We start from the raw sequence: 19,781 nt of genomic DNA, 5'->3' as shown, positions 1-19,781 counted from the left end.
GAGGTTCACATGGCAGAAAATGGGCAAATTCGCATTGCCTTAGCAGGTAACCCTAACTGTGGTAAAACTACAATGTTTAACAATATCACAGGGGCGAAGCAACACGTTGGTAACTATGCCGGCGTTACAGTAGAAAAAAAGGAAGGCCATACGAAATTTGATGGCCATGAGTTATTGTTTATTGACTTACCAGGTACATATAGCTTAACAGCACGTTCCTTGGATGAGTTAGTAGCGCGTAATGTTATCGTAAATGATAACCCAGATGTTATTGTTAATGTTCTTGATGCATCTAACTTGGAACGTAACTTATATTTAGCTGCACAATTATTGGAACTTGAAAAGCCAATGGTTATTGCTCTAAACATGGCTGACGTTGCTGAAGAAATGGGCATCAAATACGACCTAAAAAAAATGGCAGAAATGACAGGGGCTACAATTGTTAGCACAGTAGGTCGTACAAACATTGGTACAAAAGACTTGTTAGAAGCAACAATTAGTGTAGCTGCTTCTCAAAAAGCTCCTGGTGTAACAATTAACTATGGTGATTTGTTAGAAGGCAAAATTAGTGAGCTTGTAGAATTGCTAAAACAAGCGGGCACTGTTACATATCCACTTCGTTGGATTGCTGTTAAGTTGTTAGAAAAAGATGCTGACGTTATTGGCAAAGTTATGCGCTTTGATAATACGGAAGCTGTTATTCAAAAGGCTGAAGCTATTCGTGAAGAAATTAAGGATCAAGTTGATCTTGATATTGTCTTCCAAGAATATCGTCACCGCTTTGCAGTAGAAGTATATAATACATGTTTAACACAAGCGCCAACTCAATTGGAAACACGCTCTGACCGTTATGACAAAATCTTAACGCATCGAATTTGGGGCTTACCAATCTTCATGGTTGTTATGTACTTATTGTTTGCGTTCGTTAACTTCGTTGGTGGTATTCCTCAAGGTTGGATCGAGGATGGTTTCGCTGCATTACAAGCTTATGCGGTTCAGACTATTCCAGAGGGCCAATTACAGTCACTCGTATCTGATGGTATTATTGCCGGCGTAGGTGCGGTACTTTCATTCTTACCATTAATTTTATTACTCTTCCTTGGCATTTCTTTCTTGGAAGATACTGGTTACATGGCTCGTGCAGCCTTCGTTATTGACCGTGTAATGCGCGCTTGTGGTTTGCATGGTAAATCCTTTATTCCGTTGCTTTTAGGTTTCGGTTGTTCCGTACCATCTGTAATGGGCGCTCGTATCCTTGATAACTATAAGGATCGAATGGTTACAATCTTGATTACACCATTCATGAGCTGTTCTGCTCGTTTACCGGTATATATCTTATTTGCAAATGCATTTTTCCCAAATGGTTGGGATAGTACATTTGTTGTATTTTCTGTATATTTCTTGGGCATTATTTTCGGTATTATCTTTGCAAAGATCTTCCGTAAGTTCTTATTTGCAGGTGAAGCTGAACCATTTGTAATGGAACTACCTCCATATCATTTACCTACATTGAAAGCTACTTGGATGCACATGTACGAACGTGCTAAATTGTACATCATTAAAGCTGGTACATTCATCATGGCTGCATCTATCTTGATTTGGTTCCTTACTGCGTACCCAATGGATGTAGAATACTCTAAAGACTATGATGCAATGAAAGAACAAGTTGCTCAAGAGTATGAAGTAAAAGATGCAGCTACATTAGCTCAATTCGGTATTGCTACAGATGACCAAAAAGATGCAGTTGATAAAATTGTTGAAGATATGAAATCTACTGTACAAGATGCTACTGATGCTGCTAAGCAAGCAGGAGAAGATGAACCTGAAGTAGCAGTAGAGGATGATTCTGAAGCACCTGAATTATTCAATGATATTAAAGATGAAAATAAAGACTTGTTCCCAGCAGCATGGGCAATGTATAAAAACAGTGCTAATTTAGATGCTGAAAATGATAAACTTGATAAAGAACAAGCTGCAGAAAAAATTGAACAATCCTATGCAGCATCCTTTGGTAAAGCTATCAACCCAGTGCTAGAACCATTGGGCTTTGATTGGAAAATGGGTCTATCATTAGTAGCTGGTTTGGCGGCTAAAGAGGTTGTTATCTCAACGTTAGGTACTGTCTATGCTGTTGGTGGTGATGATCAAAATCCAGCACCGTTGACTGATTACCTACAAAACGACTCTCACTTTACACCATTAATTGGTTTGACAATGATGTTGTTTATCTTAATTTACCCACCTTGTTTGGCAACATTAGCTGTTATCAAACGTGAAACAGGTTCCTGGAAATGGGTTGCTTTCATGTTCTTCTATGAAAATACATTTGCTTGGATTGCATGTTTCATCTTCTATAACATAGGTCGCGCATTAGGTTTCTAATCTAAAATCGCTAAATAGGAGAGTTTAGCCACTTTTAGATTCTTTAAACAAAAATGAATTTAAAAATTGCGATTTTGTTATAAGTAATTTAAAAATAATACTTGATAATTATCAATATTCGTGGTTAAATGATAATGAGAAAAGGGAAATATCCTTTAGATATTGCTTTTATCTTGTTTATCACTAATACACATATTATAATTTAGTAGATATTGAGAAAGAGGCATAATAATGGATAATCTTGTTATAGGACTCATAGTTGTATTAGCATTAGCTTATATCGGTAATAAATTTTACAAACAAATGTCTGGTAAAGGTGGCTGCGGCTGTGGTGGCGGTGGCTCCAAGTCTGGCTCTAAAAAATCTTCTGGTTGCGGTGGTAACTGCAGCTGTGATGGTTCCAATAAAGCACTAGGCATTAAACGTACTGCTAAGTAAGCTAATACGAATTCTGAATTTGAATGAGGGGTCTCTATAATGGGCTCCTCTTTTCAAATATAGTAAGTAAATTTTTTATATATTTATTAGTAGAAAGGGATATTATCATGTTCAACTTCAACCAAAACAATCTTAAAAACGCTAACTTATTCGCAGCAGGTCTTGCATTGGGTACTGTAGGTCTTAAAGTTTTAACTTCCAAAGACGCTAAAAAAGTATATGCTGGTATCGTAGCAGCTGGTCTTCGCGCTAAAGAAACTGTATTAGAAACAGCTGAAAAAGTACAAGCATCCGCATCTGATGTATTGGCAGAAGCTCAAGAAATCAACGAAGCACGCAACGAAGAAATCTTTGAAGAAAACAAATAATTAGAGGATTGCACATATGTTACAATTTTCTGTTGTACGAAAACTCAGAAATCGCTTGCATGTTAAGGTAACTGGCCATCGCTTTACAGAAGCTGAAGCAGCTTATGTAGAGGATACATTGCTCCTTAATGATGCAATTGTAGATGTAACCTTCTTCACTCGTAGCAGTCAAATCGCCATTAAACATAATGGCGATTCTGACTCTGTGCGTGATGCAGTGTTAGCTCTACGCGATTTAGATTTGTCTGAAGCTCCTGCTTTAAACGAATATTCTCCTCGCTTGGTAAATAAAAAATACCGTGAAATGATGATCAACCGTACTGCACTTTACTTAGGTAAAAAAGCAGTGTTGCCTGCGCCTATTGCAGCTGCATGGGCTTGGTTTGATGGTATTAAATTTATCGGTAAAGCGATTAAAACATTGTGGCAACGTAAGTTAACTGTCGAAGTACTTGATGGTGTAGCTATTGGTGCTGCTTTACTTCAAAAAGATTACCCTACAGCTGGCGCTGTTATGTACCTATTAGGTATTGGTGATATCTTAGAAGAATGGACTCACCGTAAATCTGTATTGAATCTTGCTCAAAGCATGTCTTTGAATGTAGATAAAGTATGGGTTTTAGTTGATGACATTGAAGTGAGCAAGCCAGTTAACGAAGTTGTGGCAGGTGATAAAATCATTATTCGCCAAGGCGAAGTGATTCCATTGGATGGCGTCGTTATCGATGGTGTTGTTCTTGTTAATGAAAGCTCCATGACTGGTGAACCAGAAGCGGTTCGTCGCGATCAAGACAGTTCTGTATATGCAGGTACTGTTGTTGAAGACGGTAAAGCTATTGTAGAAGTACGTAGCACATCCAAAACATCTCGTTACGAAAAAATCGTTAACCTCATTGAAGAGTCTGAACAAATGAAATCTGGTATGGAACAACAAGCATACCGCATGGCTGATAAATTAGTTCCAATAAGCTTTATTGGTGCTGGTTTAACATACTTGTTGACTCGTAATGTAATGAAAGCATTGTCTTTCGTAATGGTTGACTTCTCTTGTGCTCTTAAATTATCCATTCCATTAGCAGTACTTTCCGCTATGCAAGAAGCATCTAAACGCGGTATCACTGTTAAAGGTGGTAAATTCTTAGAACAAATTGCACAAGCAGATATGATTGTGTTCGATAAAACAGGTACTCTTACAAAAGCAGAACCTGAGTTTGAACAAATCATTCCATTTAATGGTCATGATGCAGATGAAATGTTAAAATTGGCTGCATGTATTGAGGAACATTTCCCTCATTCCATGGCAAAAGCAATTGTACGCGCTGCTAAGGATCATGACTTGCCTCACAAGGAAATGCACTCCGATGTAGAATACGTTGTAGCTCATGGTATTGCATCTAAAGTCGGTCGCTACCGTGTACGCATTGGTAGTGCTCACTACATCTTTGATGATGAAAAGACAAAAATTCCTGCAGATGAACAAGAAAAGTTCAATAATTTACCAAATTCATCTTCCCATATTTACCTCGCTATTGGAGGTACACTAGCAGCGGTTATTTGTATTAAAGACCCTGTTCGTGAGGAAGCAAAACAAGTTATAGCTGATTTACACACTTTGGGTATTAAAAAGGTTGTCATGATGACTGGCGACTCCAAACGTAATGCACAACGTGTAGCTGACGAACTCGGCATCGATGAATTGCATGCTGAAGTATTGCCAGAAGATAAAGCGGCTTATGTAAAACAAGCAAAAGCTGAAGGCTATACTGTTATGATGGTAGGGGATGGTATTAACGATTCCCCAGCAATTTCTGAAGCACATGTTGGTATCGCTATGAATGAAGGCGCTCCAATTGCTCAAAAAATTGCAAATGTTACTATTTCTTCCGACCATCTACAAGCTCTTGTAGATTTACGCCGCATTTCTATGGCATTGATGAAACGTATCAAAGCAAATTACAATGGTATCGTTGGTTTCAATGGTGCTCTTGTAGGTGGTGGTGTACTCGGTATTATGCCGCCAAGCCAAACAGCATGGTTGCATAATCTATTCACATTGGGTATCGGCTTAGAAAGCATGACTCCATTGTTGAAAAAAGAAGAACCAAAGGAAACTGTTCCTACAATTGATGTAACATCTGACTCTGTAGTAGCTTAATTAGAAGCCTCCATATAAGGTATTCATTTACCTGTATGGAGGTTTTTCTTTTTTGATGACATTTATCTATGATTATTGTAAAATACAAAGAGATTACATATCATAGGAGATCTTTATGAACACATTAATAGATATTTGTAAAAGATCCATCTACTTGAATATATTTATCGTAGTAATTCCTATTATTGCGTATATGATTCATAATGGATCGAGTGCAACAGTAGCACTTGTATGGTATTTGCTCTTATCGTTAATAATGCCTTGGGCATATTTATCGTTTAAAAGTAGTACCTTTGACGGTGGTAAATCGATTAGCCGTATTGCTTATGTTGTAAGTTGGATTATAATCCACGGTATTAGCTATAAAGGTATTTTTCTTGGTGTAGATTTATCCATGTTATGGAGCTGGCCAACAGTTGGTCGAGATGTAGCTTTTTTAGTAGCTATGTATATTGGTGTTACTATTAGCCTGATTTTTGCATATGGTCTTACTCGTTTAGTAGGAGGCCGTAATGAATAAGAATTTCTGGTTGTTTACCGTTGTCTGTGCATTATTTGTAAGTGCTGTAACGACAGTTCTTTCCTTGAGTGGAGCGCTAGCTTTACCAATCTTAGTATTCCCCGTGTTGTCCCTCGTAATACCTCTTATGGTACGAAGACTTAAGAATGCTAAATTTAATGACGATCTACCATTGGGTATGGGCTATCATACGTATAGTTGGGCTTGGTGGACTGTATTTTCATTTCTTCATACGCCCTTTAGCTTTACTGCAGATAGTGGAATTGTAACAGCGTTGCTTCTCTTCGTGGTGTATTTTATTGTTCAAGTACTTATTGAACTTTGTGGATTGTTAGCTACTAAGTTTTTCAATCGAAATCATCGATGGGGAATGGTAGATGAAGCACTCGATATAATTGGATATACTATTCCAATTCCATTCTTATATATTGGTTCACTTCTCTATATTGATCTACAAGATCCAATGGTTTATTTCATGTATGCGTCATCTATGAATGTGAATATACTCTTTGCAGAATTGGTGTCATTACTTATATCCTTATTGGTATTCGTATTCTATTTATACCCAAGAGAAATAGCCTATAAAGGTATACGATTATTTCGCATTGTTTTAACTGCTGGTTTATGGCTCGCTATGAATGCCCATATTTTATATGGTGGTTATATTCCAGAATTTGTTTTATCTTTAGTTCCCACCGTTTTTCCAACGTATCAAGGTAATCCACTAGTGTTTGTTACCCCAACTTTGTTAGAAGCTGGTATGACAGGTGTAGCAGTGATTATAGGTGCATTGGTAGAGCGTGGTATTATTTCACGACGCCGTGAACGTATTTAATTTCTAGTTTCGACTTATATCCGTAAGGAATGAGAACGAAGGAGGATCTATGAACAACAATGAACGTCTAGTGGATGATAACTCAACTGTATCAATCCCAGGCAATGAAACGACTAGCCCCGTTGAACGTAAAAAGGTTAAAAAAGAGAAAAAGAGTGGTATTACTATTCGTGAGCTTACCATTATTGGTTTGTTGGCGGGGATCACAATCGCATTAGGTGTATCTGGATATGGGATTATTCCATTGGGGCCTCTTAATGTGACAACTTTACATGTACCCACACTTATTGGTGCTATTGTAGAGGGCCCTAAGGTAGGCGCCTTTGTAGGATTTATCTTTGGTTGCTATAGCTTGTGGCAAAATATTACTGCACCTAATATTTTATCCCCTCTATTTATTAATCCAATCATTTCTGTGTTACCACGTATACTTTTCCCTGTATTAGCATATTTAGTATACTTATTATTGTGGAAAGCACCTCAAGGTCCACGCATTCTTGTATCTGCATTTATGGGGACTGTATTCCATACAATTATGGTTATGGGACTTATTTTCTTGCTTTACGCAGATATGTTTGCTATTAAAATGAACCTAAGCCCAGATCAAGTATTAGGCTCTATTGTATTCTTATCTGTTACGCATGGTATTCCAGAAGCTGTTTTTGCAGCTGTTATCGTTACTCCAGTTGCATTGGCATTACGTAAGGTATTGCGTAAGGATACTCCTAAGAAAGAAAAAACTGATGCTGTTACAAACGATGCAACAACAGTAGGAGCGGATGCAAATAAAACTACAGAAGTTAATAAAATCAAATCTGTAGACGAAAACATAACTAAATAGTATTTTACAGGCTTTTCATAAATATGATAAAATAAATATCATTCGATAAGTATTGAGGAGGATAACCATGGCTAAACGTATTCGTACTATCAACACTGAATCCTTGCAAAAAACTGCTAAAACTGGCGGTTGTGGGGAATGTCAAACATCTTGCCAATCCGCTTGCAAAACAAGCTGCACAGTTGGTAACCAAGTTTGCAAACAAAAATAATAAAGAGGCTCGCTTAGCGGGCCTTTTTTATTTATGTGTATAATACATACTTTGTATGGTATATCTTTATGACTCTTTTCATAACGTTTAGCGTGGAAATGTGGTACAATTATCTAGAAAGTTCTATATAGTAGAACTTTTACCATACATAATAATTGGAGGTACCATGTTAGAATTAAAACCAATGATCCATAAGTTTCGGATGAAGGATAACTATTACTGCTTAGATGTTAATAGTGGTATTATTCACGTTATCGACGAACTCATTGATAGAGTTCTTGACATATATGATGGCACTAATCGCGATGCAGTACATGTTGCATTAGATGCTAAGGAAGATGCCGTAGAACTTGATGAGATTATGGATGAGTTAGATGAGCTCATTAAAGCAGAGCAATTGTTTGCTCCGATGAGTAGAGAGTTTAAACTTGTAGTAGGTGAAAAACCTATTGTTAAGGCATTATGCTTAAATATTGCTCATGATTGTAATTTAGCATGTAAATACTGTTTTGCCAGCCAAGGTGATTACGGCGGTGTAAAACGTGAATTAATGAGTTTTGATGTGGCGAAGCGTGCAGTGGACTTCCTCATTAAAATGAGCGGCCCTCGTCAACATTGTGAAATAGACTTCTTTGGTGGAGAACCTTTATTGAACTGGGATGTTGTTAAACAAACAGTTGAATATATTGAATCCATTCAAGAAAAGCACAATAAGATTTTCAAGCTTACATTGACTACAAACGGCATGCTCTTAACACAAGATAAAATCGACTATGTAAACGAACATAAGATGAGCCTTGTATTATCTTTGGATGGTCGTGAATCTGTACATAATGCGATGCGCCCTGTAGCTGGTAGTGGTGCTGAATCTTATAAATATATTGCTAAAAATCTTATCAATGCTGTAAAACAACGTCATGGCCTTGAATACTACGTACGTGGTACGTATACACATAAAAATTTAGACTTTACAAAAGACGTTATGGCTATGTCTGATCTTGGCTTCGAACATTTATCCATGGAGCCTGTAGTAGGTGAAGAAGGGGATTATGTACTTCGCGAAGAAGATTGGCCAATTCTTGAAAAAGAATATGAAAAATTAGCAGATATTTATTTACAACGTCAATTAGAAGGTTGGGGCGAGAAGTTTAACTTCTTCCACTTCCGTATGGATTTATATCGCGGCCCATGTATGGCAAAGCGTCTTCGCGGTTGTGGAGCAGGTCATGAATATATGGCAATCGTACCTAATGGTGATATTTACCCATGTCACCAATTCGTAGGTAAAGATGGATATGTGCTTGGCAATGTGTATGATGGATTACAAAATACAGAAATTCCTAAAGATTTCCGTAATACACATGTATTCTCTAAACCAACTTGTGCTGAATGTTGGGCGAAATTCTTCTGTTCTGGTGGTTGTCATGCTAACAACATTACATTAGGTGGCGATTTAGAAACACCTTATGAATTTGGCTGCCGCTTACAAAAGAAACGTATTGAATGCGCTATTATGATTCAAGCCGAGCTAGAACAAGCTGGCATTGATGGCAGTATTCCTGTAGCATTAGGTTAATAGCCATTAATTCTCCGTCTATAGTAGGAGTTTATATGAAACAAAATAGTAATCAAACTATAGAACGCTGGGGAATTCGTTATACCGGTATAGTTCAAGGGGTCGGATTCCGGCCCCTTGTTTCTATGTGGGCACATTCCCTAGGTTTAACAGGTTTTGTATATAATGATAGCCAAGGTGTTTACGTCGAGATACAAGGTTATACTAGTGATTTGCAGTTGTTTTTAGATGCGATTCAAGATGACCAACCTCGATTGTGCCGCATTACAAGTCAACGGGTAGAACATCTTACTATACAAAACAATGAAGTTGAGTTCTCTGTGAAGCCCTCTCCATTAGGTGAAGAGGTTAGTACGTTTATTAGTGCTGATACAGCGCCATGTGATGACTGTCTTAAAGAACTAGAACGGGACAAACGTAGAAAAGAATATCCTTTTATTAATTGCACAAATTGTGGCCCTCGGTATACGATTATTAAATCTCTACCTTATGATCGTGAGCGAACGACGATGGATGAGTTTCCTATGTGTGAAGCTTGTAAGGCTGAATATGAGGATATAGAGGGGCGCCGTTATCGTGCTGAACCTAATGCGTGTTCTCTTTGTGGGCCGCATTATACTCTATATAAACCTAATCGTACGGTTGTAGATACAGTAAATGTATGGAATACAACCCGTGAATTAATCAACGAAGGTAGTATTATCGCTATAAAGGGGATTGGCGGCTATCATTTAGTTTGTGATGCTCGAAATGATGTAGCGGTCCAACGCTTACGTAAGCGTAAAAACAGACCACATAAACCACTAGCAATTATGGTAGGGTCGCTAGATACGGCAATTGAGCTAGTCCATCTTAGTGATGTAGAACTAGATATTTTGACTGGAATGGAACGTCCTATCGTATTATTAGAAAGAAATCACGATAGTTTAGTCCATTTGAGTACCCATGTAGCGCCAGATAATCATATGCTTGGCGTAATGTTACCATATACACCGATGCATGAGGTACTATTACCATCAGATGCGGCGTGGGTCATGACGAGCGGCAATCGTAGCGGTGATCCCGTTTTATATGATGATAATCAAGCATTTGAAGAGTTAGGGTCAGTAGCTGATTATTTTTTGGTCCACAATCGGAAAATTTATGCACCTCTCGATGATTCTGTTGTAACTGTTATTCATAAGAAACCTCGATTTATTCGTCGTAGTCGTGGCTATGTGCCAGAACCTATTCATTGTGAAATTTCAGGGCAAACTCCGATATTAGCCATGGGGAGTGATTTAAAAAATGCTTTTGCTATGAATAAAGGTTCTGAAGTTCTTGTAGGACCACATATTGGTGATCTACAGAATGCATCCACTCATGCAACTTTGGAGTGGACTATTGACCGATATGAGAAATTATTTTCTATACAACCAGAGAAAATTATGGTAGATAGTCATCCTCAATTTTTCTCTTCTCACTTAGGAGAACGTATTGGTAAAAGTTCACAGATTTCTGTTATACCTGTCCAACATCATCATGCTCATATTGCATCAGTCATGGCAGAACACAATCTTGAAGGCCCTGTACTAGGTATTGCCATGGATGGTACTGGATATGGTTCAGATGGAAGCGTATGGGGCGGTGAATTCCTTCTTTGTAAAGGCAACGAATATCAGCGATTAGCTCATATCCATGAAGCGCCGTTACCAGGTGGAGAAAAAGCGGTTTCTGAGCCATGGCGTCAAGCCTTATGGTATATCAGAAATTATTATGGTAATGATATTCCACCTATTTACCAAGATTGGATGAACAGGCTACCTAAAGGTTGGGAAATATTAGATAAAGCATTACAATCTACAATGCCTATGATTCAAGCAACGAGCTGTGGACGTTTATTTGATGCAGCAGGTTCTCTTTTAGGCCTAGGCATGATTCATACCTATGATGCGCAAATTGCTATTGCATTAGAATCTTTATGTGGTGATGAAAAAGGCATATTGCTTGATTATAACTATGACGGTCGAATTCTTGATTTTACTCCAACTGTTCAATCTATTATGGATGGTGTCGTTAAAGGTGAATCTAAAGCTCATCTTTCAGCATCATTCCATAAAACCGTTGCCATTGCATTATGTGAAACTTCAGCCGATTTAATGGAGCGATATAATATTAGTGATGCGGCCATATCAGGCGGTGTATTTCAAAATCGCAAATTAGTAGAGTTAATATATCGCGCTTGGCATGTAGGCAATTTATATATGAATGAGGCTGTTCCTTCTAATGATGGGGGCTTAGCACTCGGCCAATTATGGATTGGTAATCAGAAATAGTTATATACTCATGTAGCTAGTATCACTTAATAAATACTATAATTGTGATACAATAATATTAGAAATATTTATATATAATAAGTTTACTTACATAAAAGTAAACTTATAGAATTTGTTATTAAAGTAATATATAAGGAGATAATATGTGCTTAGCTGTACCAGCACAGTTAATAGCTGTGAATGATGTTATTGGCACTGTAGAATTAACAGGTGCTACCCGTGACTGCAGCTTACTCCTCGTACCAGAAGCAAAGGTAGGGGACTGGTTGTTAGTCCATGCAGGTTTTGCTGTACAAATTGTTGATGAAGAAGAGGCACAAAAAACATTAGAGGCCTTTAAGGAGCTAGAAGAACTTGAAGAAGCTTACTTTGCAGGAAAAGCATAACAGTGCTGATGCATTGTTAAAACGTATCAATACTCTTCATAAGCCAGGGGAAACCGTGAGACTTATGGAGGTTTGTGGTACACATACTGTATCGATTTTCCGTGAAGGTCTTCGTCAGTTATTGCCAAGTGGCATTGAACTTGTTAGTGGACCAGGATGTCCTGTATGTGTAACGGATCAAACGTATATGGATAAGGCTTTGGCTTATGCTGAACGTGATGATGTTATTATTGCAACCTTTGGGGATATGTTAAAGGTGCCAGGTAGTTATAGTAGTCTTAGTGAAGCTCAAACAAAGGGCGCGCATATCCATGTAATTTATACGCCTTTAGAGGTAGTAGAACTTAGTAAGAAATATCCGGAAAAGAAAATCGTATTTTTAGCCATAGGTTTTGAAACGACTATTGCCGTTATTTGTGCAACTGTAAAAGCTGTTCATGCAGCAGGCTTGAAGAACGTTTTCTTCCTTGTATCTCATAAATTAGTGCCTCCTGCATTGCGAGCTTTATTAGATAAACAAGAAGGTCATATTGATGGTTTTATTTTGCCGGGTCATGTGAGTGTTATTATCGGAGAAGAACCATATCAATTCTTACCTGAAGAGTATCACATACCATCATGTATTGCTGGTTTTGATGGAATTGAAATTTTATCTGCTATAGCAAATATTTTAGAGCAACGAAAAACTAGTAATTTTATAGTAGGCAATACATATCATTCTGTAGTTATGCAGAAGGGTAATCCCGTAGCGCAAGCGATGATCAAAGAGGTATATGATGTATGTGATGATGCGTGGCGTGGTATAGGTGTCATTCCAAATTCTGGTTTAAGATTAAAGGACGAATATGCAGCCTATGATGTAGAACGTGCATTACCTATCCATCTTGAACGACCTTCTCTTGATCCGAAGGGTTGTCAATGTGGCCGTGTATTGCAAGGTCTTATTAAACCGAGTGAATGTCCATTATTTGGTAAAAGTTGTACTGCTGACCATCCAGTTGGTGCCTGCATGGTATCTGTAGAAGGTAGTTGTGCTGCATGGTATAAATATGGTTATTCCAGTGGTGGATCGACGTGGGAGGATTAATATGGAGCGAGTTCGCTTAGTCCATGGAAACGGTGGTCGATATAGTCATGAGTTGACCGAGCGTTTTATTTTGAAATATTTTACAAATGATTTATTAGCTCCTTTACACGATGGTGCTCAATTTCCCGTTACAGCAGGACGTATGGCGTTCTCTACAGATTCCTATGTAGTACAACCAGCGTTTTTCCCTGGCGGAAATATTGGTAAATTAGCTGTATGTGGTACAGTGAATGATTTAGCTATGAATGGTGCTATTCCACAATACTTGAGTTGTGGGCTCATTTTAGAAGAAGGCCTTGCCTTTAATGAGTTAGATGAAATCCTTCATACCATGTCAGATATGGCAAAAACTGCAAATGTACAAATTGTTACAGGTGACACTAAGGTTGTTAAAAAGGGTGAGGTAGACAAAATCTACATAAATACTGCGGGGATTGGTATGATTCCAACAGGGATAGATATTGGTCCACATCGCGTAAAGCCGGGAATGGATGTTATCTTATCTGGTGCTATAGGGGATCACTCTATTGCTGTTATGGGACAACGGTTTGGATTAGACCTATCTGATTCTTTAAAAACTGACTGTGCCCCTTTAAACAATATGGTCCATGCTGTACTTGATAAAGTGGGGCCTCAAGTGGCTCTATTGCGAGATCCTACACGTGGTGGTTTAGGTACTGTTTTAAAAGAAATTGCAGACCAAAGTCAAGTTGGTATTAAGGTAGAAGAAGCGGCTATACCAATTCACGCTGAAGTACAGTCTGTTTGTGATATTTTAGGATATGATCCATTATATTTAGCAAATGAAGGAAAGGTTGTACTGGTAGTAGATCAATCCGTTACAGAAGAAGTTCTCTCCATTCTTCGTGGCTTTGAAGAAGGTAAAGAAGCTGTATTAATCGGTAAAACATTAGATAAAAATATTGGCAAGGTTGGATTGCAAACCGCAATTGGTGGTGTCCGTTTAATTGATTTGTTAGGTGAAGATCAAGTCCCTCGTATCTGCTAATTATATAGACTAAGATTATTTTATATTTAGCTGATTTTATATGTATAAGAAGAATTTTTGTACTTATAGATTGTGAAAAATAGTAGATATTGACAATAATCTTTTATGATAGTAGCATTAAATTAAGTTGTGTAAAATTCATTGATTGTTCATCGGACTTTTATACAATGCTAGTATCTTTATGTGTAAGTTCTTATACTTTCACTAGAATCTATGTATAGAATTTGTTAAAATATAAGTATCTATAGGAGGCTTATTATGAAAAAGAAGATTATTACAGCTGTTCTAGGGATTTGTTTAACTACAACTGCATTTGGTGGCATCTTGACTACTCAAGCTGGCGGCCTTAGCAGTATTCTTGGTGGTGCAGCTAAAATTGGTGGCATCGGTATTGTTATCAATAAATTCGGTCCTCAAATTGACTCTTTCTTAAATAAATTATTGAAACAAAATAACTTAAGCACAGAGTATACAACTAAAGTTGTACCTATTATCAGTATTGGTACAAAAGGTTATATTGGTGCTGCTCAAGTAACTGGCCCAGCATCTAGCATTGAACAAGTTAAAGCGGTTGCTCAAGTTGAAGGTAGCTTTAACGGTATGGTTCGTGTAAAAGGTTTAGTACCAGTTGATAGCACAAACCCAGTTGGTGCATCTCGTGTTCAAGGCGTAGGTGTATCTGCTATTATCGATTTGAAAATTTAATGGCCACTGAGCATATAAAATAGTAGACTCAGGGAATAAGCACGGTCTTAGGCCCGTGCTTATTCTGTTGTATAACAGTTATACATTAGATACGTTGTGGAGGAATTTATGAAGAAGCAAGTACTTACACTTTTAATGGCATCCTTGATTTCAGGCACTGCGTTTGCTGCTCCTGGTACAGTTACAGAAAAAACAAATGTTTTAGAAACTACTGTATATGGCGCTGTACAAGATGGTGCTGTAGTGGACCGCATTAATCAACTTGATGAAACCGTGTATGGTACTGGTTTCAATGGCAATTCTGCTACATTGAGCAAACGTGTCGATTCCCTTTATAACTCCGTAGAAGGTAGCGGCACAAATATTTCTTTGCGCGAAGAAATGGACGCACTTGAATATACATATCAAAATAGCATTAATGCAGGTTCTCTTGTTGATCGTGTAGAAAAGATGGAACGTAGCGTTAATGGTCGTATTGGTAGCGGCTCTTTACAAAAACGTATTATTTCTTTAAAAACAAAAGTATATGGCAGCAATGTAACGCTCACAAATCAAGTGGGGACATTAGCTGGGAACCAAGTTTTCAAAGTTACATTGAATGATGCTGTTTCTTCAAAAACTAGCCATGAAGGCGACACTGTTGCTTTCACAGTAGCTGAAAATGTTATGGATGGCAATGTGTTATTAGTTCCTGCAGGTACAGTAGGTTCTGGTACAATTACTTCCTTGAAAAAGGCCCGTTCCTTTGGTCGTAATGGTGCATTAGATATTACATTCGATACTATTCCTGCTATCGATGGTACAGAATTCACTGCTGTACAAGGTAAAGAAGCTAAAGACAAAACTCGTAATGAAGTAAAAGCTGCAGGTGCATCTGTAGCTGGTGCTGTTTTACTTGGACCGGTAGGTTTAGTAGGTGGCGCTTTTGTTAAGGGGAAAAATATTGAGTACCCTGCTGGTGCAACAATTTATGTACAACCTCAAGATTCTGTAACAATTCAAGGTCTTGTAATTGGTGGTGACGGTTTAGCTCATAGTGATGATGAATTGGCTGAAGCTGTAACTGTACCGAATGCAGCAGATGAATCTGAAGAAACTGTAGATACTAATGAAGCGGCTGTTGATGAAAATGAAACAACAATAGAGGAACCAGCAGCAGTAGAAGAACAAGAAGAGCAAGTAGAAAATGTTTCTCAACCTATCGTAGTTGTAAAGCGTAATCAATAATTAACAAATTCTTAAAGCAAGAGGAGTTCTAGTAACCATGAGGAAACGTAAAGTACAATGGCTGGCAGCGGCATGTGTTTTCTGTTTAGCACAACCAGTATGGGCCGTTACAGAGTCAACCACGGTATATCAAGATCAATTGGATAGCGTTGATCAATCCTATCTTGGAGAAATCTCTAAAGCATCTACACCTGACAATAGTAATATCCGTGTTGTACGTCGTGGTGAAAAGACAAAGTCTGATCAACCTACAGAACAGTTGCCGACTCGTATTGATGCAGACAAAATGTCCTATACAGGGTCCACTGGTGATGTATATGCACAAGGTGATGTAGTAGTGACTCAAGGTAATCAAACTTTGATGTCTCCACGTATAGAAGGTAATACGAAAACTACAGAATATCGTACTGTTGGTGGATATCGCTTTTTAGAAAATGGCGGTAAAACTAAGGATATTACAGGTCAAAATATGACATATCGTACTAGTGATCACCATTTTACAGCTGATCAAGCTTTTGGTTGGAATGATCCTTACTATGTAAAAGGGCAAAATGCTACATTTGATGGTGAAACTGGTCATATGGAAAAAGGCATGGTTACCACTAAACATGCGATGGCTTTTAAACATACACCTGACTATCGTGTAGAAGGTCAAGATATCAAGGTATATCCTGGCGATAAAGTAGTTATCAAAAAACCATCCTTCTATATTAAAAACTTCAAGGTTTTATCTTTGCCTTCTTATACAGCATCCCTTCGTCATGATAAAGAGGGTAAATTTAGTATTTTCTCCTTGGTTCCAAAACCTACATATAGTAGTGATGATGGACTTGGCTTGCATGGTAGTACTGATTATCCAATTGGTAAGCATGGTGAAGCTTATATCGATTATCGCTGGTATTCAAAATCAGGCTTTAAACCAAAAGTTGGTTATAGACACTACTTGCCTTGGGCTACTGCGTCAATTGGGTACAGTAAAGAATCTAATGAATATAATGATGAAACGGTATGGGTTGAAAAGATTGGTGAGGCACGTTTAGATACTCATACGTATCATGTGGGTAAATCACCAGTAACTGTACGCGGTGGCGTTAATGCCGGTTATTGGAAAGAAGGTTCTGTAAAAGGTTCCCATAAGGAATACTATACAGAAATATCTCATGATCCAATTAAGCTTGGTAAAAATGCTGATTTACGCTTCTTGGGCGGTTACCAACGCGACTACTATGGTTACGATGGCACGATTCGTAGCATGCCTTACTGGGGCGCTAGATTCCGCTCTAAAGTGGGAAATCGTGCTAATGTATGGGTTAGCTATAATCAACGTAATATTTCTTATAATAACTCTCCATATCGATTTGATACTACAGAGCTTCCTAAAGAGCTCATCTATGGCGGTAACTATAAATTGACTCGCTTAGATGATGTGTCTGTAAGTGTTAAAACAAATATGATGAGTGGTCAGATAGACTCTGTATATTATACATGGCATCGTGATTTACATTCCTTTGACTTGTACTTAACTTATAAGGATGCACATAGAAGCAATAATGATCAATGGAAAATCAAATTTGTTGGCAAAGACTTTTAATTAGGAGATAACTATGCAACGTATTAGAAAAGCCGTTATTCCAGCAGCTGGCTTTGGTACACGCTTCTTACCAGCTACTAAAGCACAACCAAAGGAAATGCTTCCTATCGTGGATACACCTGCTATCCAATATATTGTAAAAGAAGCATTAGATTCTGGTATTGATGAGATCCTAATCATTACAGGCCGTAATAAACGCGCTATTGAAGATCATTTTGATAGCAGTGTGGAACTAGAATTGCTTTTACAAAGCCAAGGTAAAAATAAACAATTGGCTATGATTAAAGACTTAGCAGATATTAAAGTTCACTTTATTCGTCAAAAAGCTCCTCGTGGTCTTGGCGATGCTGTACTATGTGCAAAAGCCTTTATTGGTGATGAACCATTTGCTGTATTACTTGGTGATGATATTGTATATAATCCTGAAAATCCATGCCTTAAACAGTTAATTGAGTGTTACGATGAACATCCTGGTATTATCTTAGGGGCTCAATTTGTACCTGAAGATAAAGTTAGCTCTTATGGCATTGTATCTGGTGAAGCATTAGCGGATAATTTATATCGCGTTCATAATTTGGTGGAAAAACCAAAAAAAGAAGATGCACCATCTAGACTAGCAGTATTAGGTCGTTACATTTTAACGCCAGATATTTTCAATATTTTAGAAAATACAAAACCAGGCGTAGGTAATGAAGTTCAATTAACTGATGCTCTAGCAGCATCTAAAACCGATACGTATGCATTAGCTTATGAAGGTATTCGTTACGATACAGGCGATAAATTAGGTTACTTGAAAGCTACTGTTGAGTATGCCCTTCGTAATGAAGAGTTAGGTGAGAACTTCAAAGCATATTTGAAAGAACTAGACCTTAAATAGTGAAGCTATATATGTATATAAGAAAGAACCTGTGGATGTTACCATGGGTTCTTTTATTTAATGGCGATATTTTTGTATTATTGTCAACAAAACTAAGGTGATTTTGTTGACTAATAAAATAATGTTGATTATAATCAATTTATTGAATAAATAAAGGACTGTGATTATATGAGATCGCTCTTTACAACATTGTGTAATAATGATTTTGGATTACCAGGGCATAGTGTTATTAAGCATATGCATTATGATGCTTCGGGTAGTGATCAATCTATCTGTGGCATTTTATATCAAGTTGCTAAAACTACTACAATTGGTATTCTAGACAAATCAGGTTTTTTAATAGTTGATTTACGACCGGTACCGAGAAAATTTCGTATTCGTTCAATAATTCATGAAGAAGAGAATGATCGGACGATATCTTTCTCTAAGGAGGATATCATACGATTTGTAAATGATATTAACGATACCAATGAAATTCATCGTGAATCGCCCTATGTAGTGCCTGGTTGTATGATTTTAGAAAATTTATGGAATTATTGGAATATTAGTAAATCTGCACAGCAGATGGCTATTTATTTTCATGCACCCGTTATTGCAGATGATCAGGTAACTTTGGTGGAAAACTCTGAAGATGCTCATGTAGAAGGTTATGTAGGTGACACATTGGCATTTTCTGCTACGTTTTTTGGTGAAAATGAAGATTTAACATCTTTAAAACAAAGATGTATTAGTTAGAGGTAATTATGGAAGCAAGACGTTTAACAAAAATGGCTTTATTAACAGCCTTATTATGTATTTCAGCATATATTTCGTTCCCATTGCCATTTAGTCCGGCTATGGTAACTGCATTGACTTTGGTGGCTACATTAACAGGTCTATTATTGCAACCAAAGGATGCATTTATTGTATTTATCATTTACGTTTTACTTGGTGCTGTAGGTTTACCAGTATTCGTTGGTGGCACAGCAGGTCTTGGCAAATTATTAGGACCAACAGGGGGCTTTATCTTCTCTTGGCCAATAGCTTATACATTATTAAGCGTATTCAAAGGTTCTAAGAAGAGCTTTTTCTCTTATGCATGGCGTTCTCTTGTAATTACTATTCCTGTAGTATATCTATTTGGCGTTGCAGGCTTTATGATTGTAACAAAAACTGAACTTTGGGCGGCATTGCCTGTAGTAATGTTCCCATTCATTCCTGGGGATATTGTAAAATGTCTCGTTGCTTCTTGGTTAGCAACTAAAATTAAAATTTAGAA

General features: G+C 37.5%; 19 protein-coding genes. All 19 read left to right on the top strand.

Translation table 11 applies throughout. The annotated features are described in order from the left end of the window. Window positions 1-9 precede the first annotated feature (9 nt). The 19 genes from feoB to MOQ65_RS03580 all read left to right on the top strand — a co-directional run bounded on the left by feoB (window position 10) and on the right by MOQ65_RS03580 (window position 19,779). A complete protein-coding gene (gene feoB, locus MOQ65_RS03670) occupies window positions 10-2,382 on the top strand; it encodes a ferrous iron transport protein B (protein WP_257846680.1) in 2,373 nt (790 codons plus the stop codon). A gap of 231 nt (window positions 2,383-2,613) precedes the next feature. Continuing rightward, window positions 2,614-2,820, top strand: coding sequence for a FeoB-associated Cys-rich membrane protein (locus tag MOQ65_RS03665; protein ID WP_257846679.1), 207 nt, complete (start codon window positions 2,614-2,616; stop codon window positions 2,818-2,820). Window positions 2,821-2,927: 107 nt separating this feature from the next. After that, complete coding sequence (locus tag MOQ65_RS03660) at window positions 2,928-3,188, top strand: DUF6110 family protein (protein WP_005376730.1); 261 nt, start codon at window positions 2,928-2,930, stop codon at window positions 3,186-3,188. Window positions 3,189-3,204: 16 nt separating this feature from the next. Beyond that, window positions 3,205-5,343: a heavy metal translocating P-type ATPase gene (locus MOQ65_RS03655; RefSeq protein WP_257846678.1), complete on the top strand. Its 2,139-nt coding sequence runs from the start codon at window positions 3,205-3,207 to the stop codon at window positions 5,341-5,343. 115 nt (window positions 5,344-5,458) lie between these two features. Next, window positions 5,459-5,863 carry a hypothetical protein gene (locus MOQ65_RS03650; protein WP_257846677.1) on the top strand — a complete coding sequence of 135 codons (405 nt, stop codon included), beginning with the start codon at window positions 5,459-5,461 and terminating at the stop codon, window positions 5,861-5,863. Next, window positions 5,856-6,698 carry a hypothetical protein gene (locus MOQ65_RS03645; RefSeq protein ID WP_257846676.1) on the top strand — a complete coding sequence of 281 codons (843 nt, stop codon included), beginning with the start codon at window positions 5,856-5,858 and terminating at the stop codon, window positions 6,696-6,698. Before MOQ65_RS03650 ends, MOQ65_RS03645 begins: the two co-directional genes overlap by 8 nt. A 49-nt stretch (window positions 6,699-6,747) precedes the next feature. Continuing rightward, window positions 6,748-7,539 carry an ECF transporter S component gene (locus tag MOQ65_RS03640; RefSeq protein WP_257846675.1) on the top strand — a complete coding sequence of 264 codons (792 nt, stop codon included), beginning with the start codon at window positions 6,748-6,750 and terminating at the stop codon, window positions 7,537-7,539. A gap of 67 nt (window positions 7,540-7,606) precedes the next feature. Further along, on the top strand, window positions 7,607-7,750 hold the full coding sequence (gene scfA, locus MOQ65_RS03635) for a six-cysteine ranthipeptide SCIFF (protein ID WP_004693318.1): 144 nt from the start codon (window positions 7,607-7,609) through the stop codon (window positions 7,748-7,750). Window positions 7,751-7,916: 166 nt separating this feature from the next. Next, on the top strand, window positions 7,917-9,326 hold the full coding sequence (scfB, locus tag MOQ65_RS03630; RefSeq protein ID WP_257846674.1) for a thioether cross-link-forming SCIFF peptide maturase: 1,410 nt from the start codon (window positions 7,917-7,919) through the stop codon (window positions 9,324-9,326). A gap of 35 nt (window positions 9,327-9,361) precedes the next feature. Then, the gene (gene hypF / locus MOQ65_RS03625; protein WP_257846673.1) at window positions 9,362-11,641 is read left to right on the top strand and encodes a carbamoyltransferase HypF; all 2,280 of its coding nucleotides are present in this window, start codon (window positions 9,362-9,364) and stop codon (window positions 11,639-11,641) included. A gap of 143 nt (window positions 11,642-11,784) precedes the next feature. Next, the gene (locus tag MOQ65_RS03620) at window positions 11,785-12,027 is read left to right on the top strand and encodes a HypC/HybG/HupF family hydrogenase formation chaperone (protein WP_156719259.1); all 243 of its coding nucleotides are present in this window, start codon (window positions 11,785-11,787) and stop codon (window positions 12,025-12,027) included. Further along, complete coding sequence (gene hypD, locus MOQ65_RS03615; RefSeq protein WP_178885248.1) at window positions 11,996-13,114, top strand: hydrogenase formation protein HypD; 1,119 nt, start codon at window positions 11,996-11,998, stop codon at window positions 13,112-13,114. The genes MOQ65_RS03620 and hypD overlap by 32 nt, the downstream gene beginning before the upstream one ends. Window position 13,115: 1 nt before the next feature. Continuing rightward, window positions 13,116-14,123, top strand: a complete 1,008-nt coding sequence (gene hypE / locus MOQ65_RS03610) for a hydrogenase expression/formation protein HypE (RefSeq protein ID WP_257846671.1) — start codon at window positions 13,116-13,118, stop codon at window positions 14,121-14,123. A gap of 258 nt (window positions 14,124-14,381) precedes the next feature. Next, the gene (locus tag MOQ65_RS03605) at window positions 14,382-14,828 is read left to right on the top strand and encodes a hypothetical protein (RefSeq protein ID WP_005387067.1); all 447 of its coding nucleotides are present in this window, start codon (window positions 14,382-14,384) and stop codon (window positions 14,826-14,828) included. A gap of 108 nt (window positions 14,829-14,936) precedes the next feature. Next, window positions 14,937-16,055 (top strand): hypothetical protein, encoded by a 1,119-nt coding sequence (locus tag MOQ65_RS03600; RefSeq protein WP_257846670.1) that lies wholly within the window; start codon window positions 14,937-14,939, stop codon window positions 16,053-16,055. 37 nt (window positions 16,056-16,092) lie between these two features. Continuing rightward, window positions 16,093-17,646, top strand: coding sequence for an LptA/OstA family protein (locus MOQ65_RS03595; RefSeq protein ID WP_257846669.1), 1,554 nt, complete (start codon window positions 16,093-16,095; stop codon window positions 17,644-17,646). Between the two features lie 13 nt (window positions 17,647-17,659). Next, on the top strand, window positions 17,660-18,523 hold the full coding sequence (gene galU, locus MOQ65_RS03590) for a UTP--glucose-1-phosphate uridylyltransferase GalU (protein ID WP_257846668.1): 864 nt from the start codon (window positions 17,660-17,662) through the stop codon (window positions 18,521-18,523). A gap of 168 nt (window positions 18,524-18,691) precedes the next feature. Continuing rightward, a complete protein-coding gene (locus MOQ65_RS03585) occupies window positions 18,692-19,258 on the top strand; it encodes a hypothetical protein (RefSeq protein WP_005387060.1) in 567 nt (188 codons plus the stop codon). An 8-nt stretch (window positions 19,259-19,266) separates the two neighbouring features. Further along, complete coding sequence (locus MOQ65_RS03580) at window positions 19,267-19,779, top strand: biotin transporter BioY (RefSeq protein ID WP_005387058.1); 513 nt, start codon at window positions 19,267-19,269, stop codon at window positions 19,777-19,779. The last annotated feature ends 2 nt before the right edge of the window (window positions 19,780-19,781 follow it).

Source organism: Veillonella faecalis (genome assembly GCF_024677885.1).
In the GTDB taxonomy this organism is placed as follows: Bacteria; Bacillota; Negativicutes; order Veillonellales; family Veillonellaceae; genus Veillonella; species Veillonella nakazawae.
Note: the sequence above shows the minus strand (reverse complement) of the source record. Positions and strands in the feature narration are given on the sequence as shown.

What these genes read in the sequence shown, in the direction of transcription:
- MOQ65_RS03600 (WP_257846670.1), top strand. Translation starts at nt 14,937, where the DNA reads ATGAAGAAGCAAGTACTTACACTTTTAATGGCATCCTTGATTTCAGGC.
- MOQ65_RS03665 (WP_257846679.1), top strand. Translation starts at nt 2,614, where the DNA reads ATGGATAATCTTGTTATAGGACTCATAGTTGTATTAGCATTAGCTTAT.
- hypE (WP_257846671.1), top strand. Translation starts at nt 13,116, where the DNA reads ATGGAGCGAGTTCGCTTAGTCCATGGAAACGGTGGTCGATATAGTCAT.
- MOQ65_RS03595 (WP_257846669.1), top strand. Translation starts at nt 16,093, where the DNA reads ATGAGGAAACGTAAAGTACAATGGCTGGCAGCGGCATGTGTTTTCTGT.
- feoB (WP_257846680.1), top strand. Translation starts at nt 10, where the DNA reads ATGGCAGAAAATGGGCAAATTCGCATTGCCTTAGCAGGTAACCCTAAC.
- MOQ65_RS03660 (WP_005376730.1), top strand. Translation starts at nt 2,928, where the DNA reads ATGTTCAACTTCAACCAAAACAATCTTAAAAACGCTAACTTATTCGCA.
- MOQ65_RS03655 (WP_257846678.1), top strand. Translation starts at nt 3,205, where the DNA reads ATGTTACAATTTTCTGTTGTACGAAAACTCAGAAATCGCTTGCATGTT.
- MOQ65_RS03620 (WP_156719259.1), top strand. Translation starts at nt 11,785, where the DNA reads ATGTGCTTAGCTGTACCAGCACAGTTAATAGCTGTGAATGATGTTATT.
- galU (WP_257846668.1), top strand. Translation starts at nt 17,660, where the DNA reads ATGCAACGTATTAGAAAAGCCGTTATTCCAGCAGCTGGCTTTGGTACA.
- scfA (WP_004693318.1), top strand. Translation starts at nt 7,607, where the DNA reads ATGGCTAAACGTATTCGTACTATCAACACTGAATCCTTGCAAAAAACT.
- MOQ65_RS03645 (WP_257846676.1), top strand. Translation starts at nt 5,856, where the DNA reads ATGAATAAGAATTTCTGGTTGTTTACCGTTGTCTGTGCATTATTTGTA.
- MOQ65_RS03650 (WP_257846677.1), top strand. Translation starts at nt 5,459, where the DNA reads ATGAACACATTAATAGATATTTGTAAAAGATCCATCTACTTGAATATA.
- MOQ65_RS03580 (WP_005387058.1), top strand. Translation starts at nt 19,267, where the DNA reads ATGGAAGCAAGACGTTTAACAAAAATGGCTTTATTAACAGCCTTATTA.
- scfB (WP_257846674.1), top strand. Translation starts at nt 7,917, where the DNA reads ATGTTAGAATTAAAACCAATGATCCATAAGTTTCGGATGAAGGATAAC.
- MOQ65_RS03605 (WP_005387067.1), top strand. Translation starts at nt 14,382, where the DNA reads ATGAAAAAGAAGATTATTACAGCTGTTCTAGGGATTTGTTTAACTACA.
- MOQ65_RS03640 (WP_257846675.1), top strand. Translation starts at nt 6,748, where the DNA reads ATGAACAACAATGAACGTCTAGTGGATGATAACTCAACTGTATCAATC.
- hypF (WP_257846673.1), top strand. Translation starts at nt 9,362, where the DNA reads ATGAAACAAAATAGTAATCAAACTATAGAACGCTGGGGAATTCGTTAT.
- MOQ65_RS03585 (WP_005387060.1), top strand. Translation starts at nt 18,692, where the DNA reads ATGAGATCGCTCTTTACAACATTGTGTAATAATGATTTTGGATTACCA.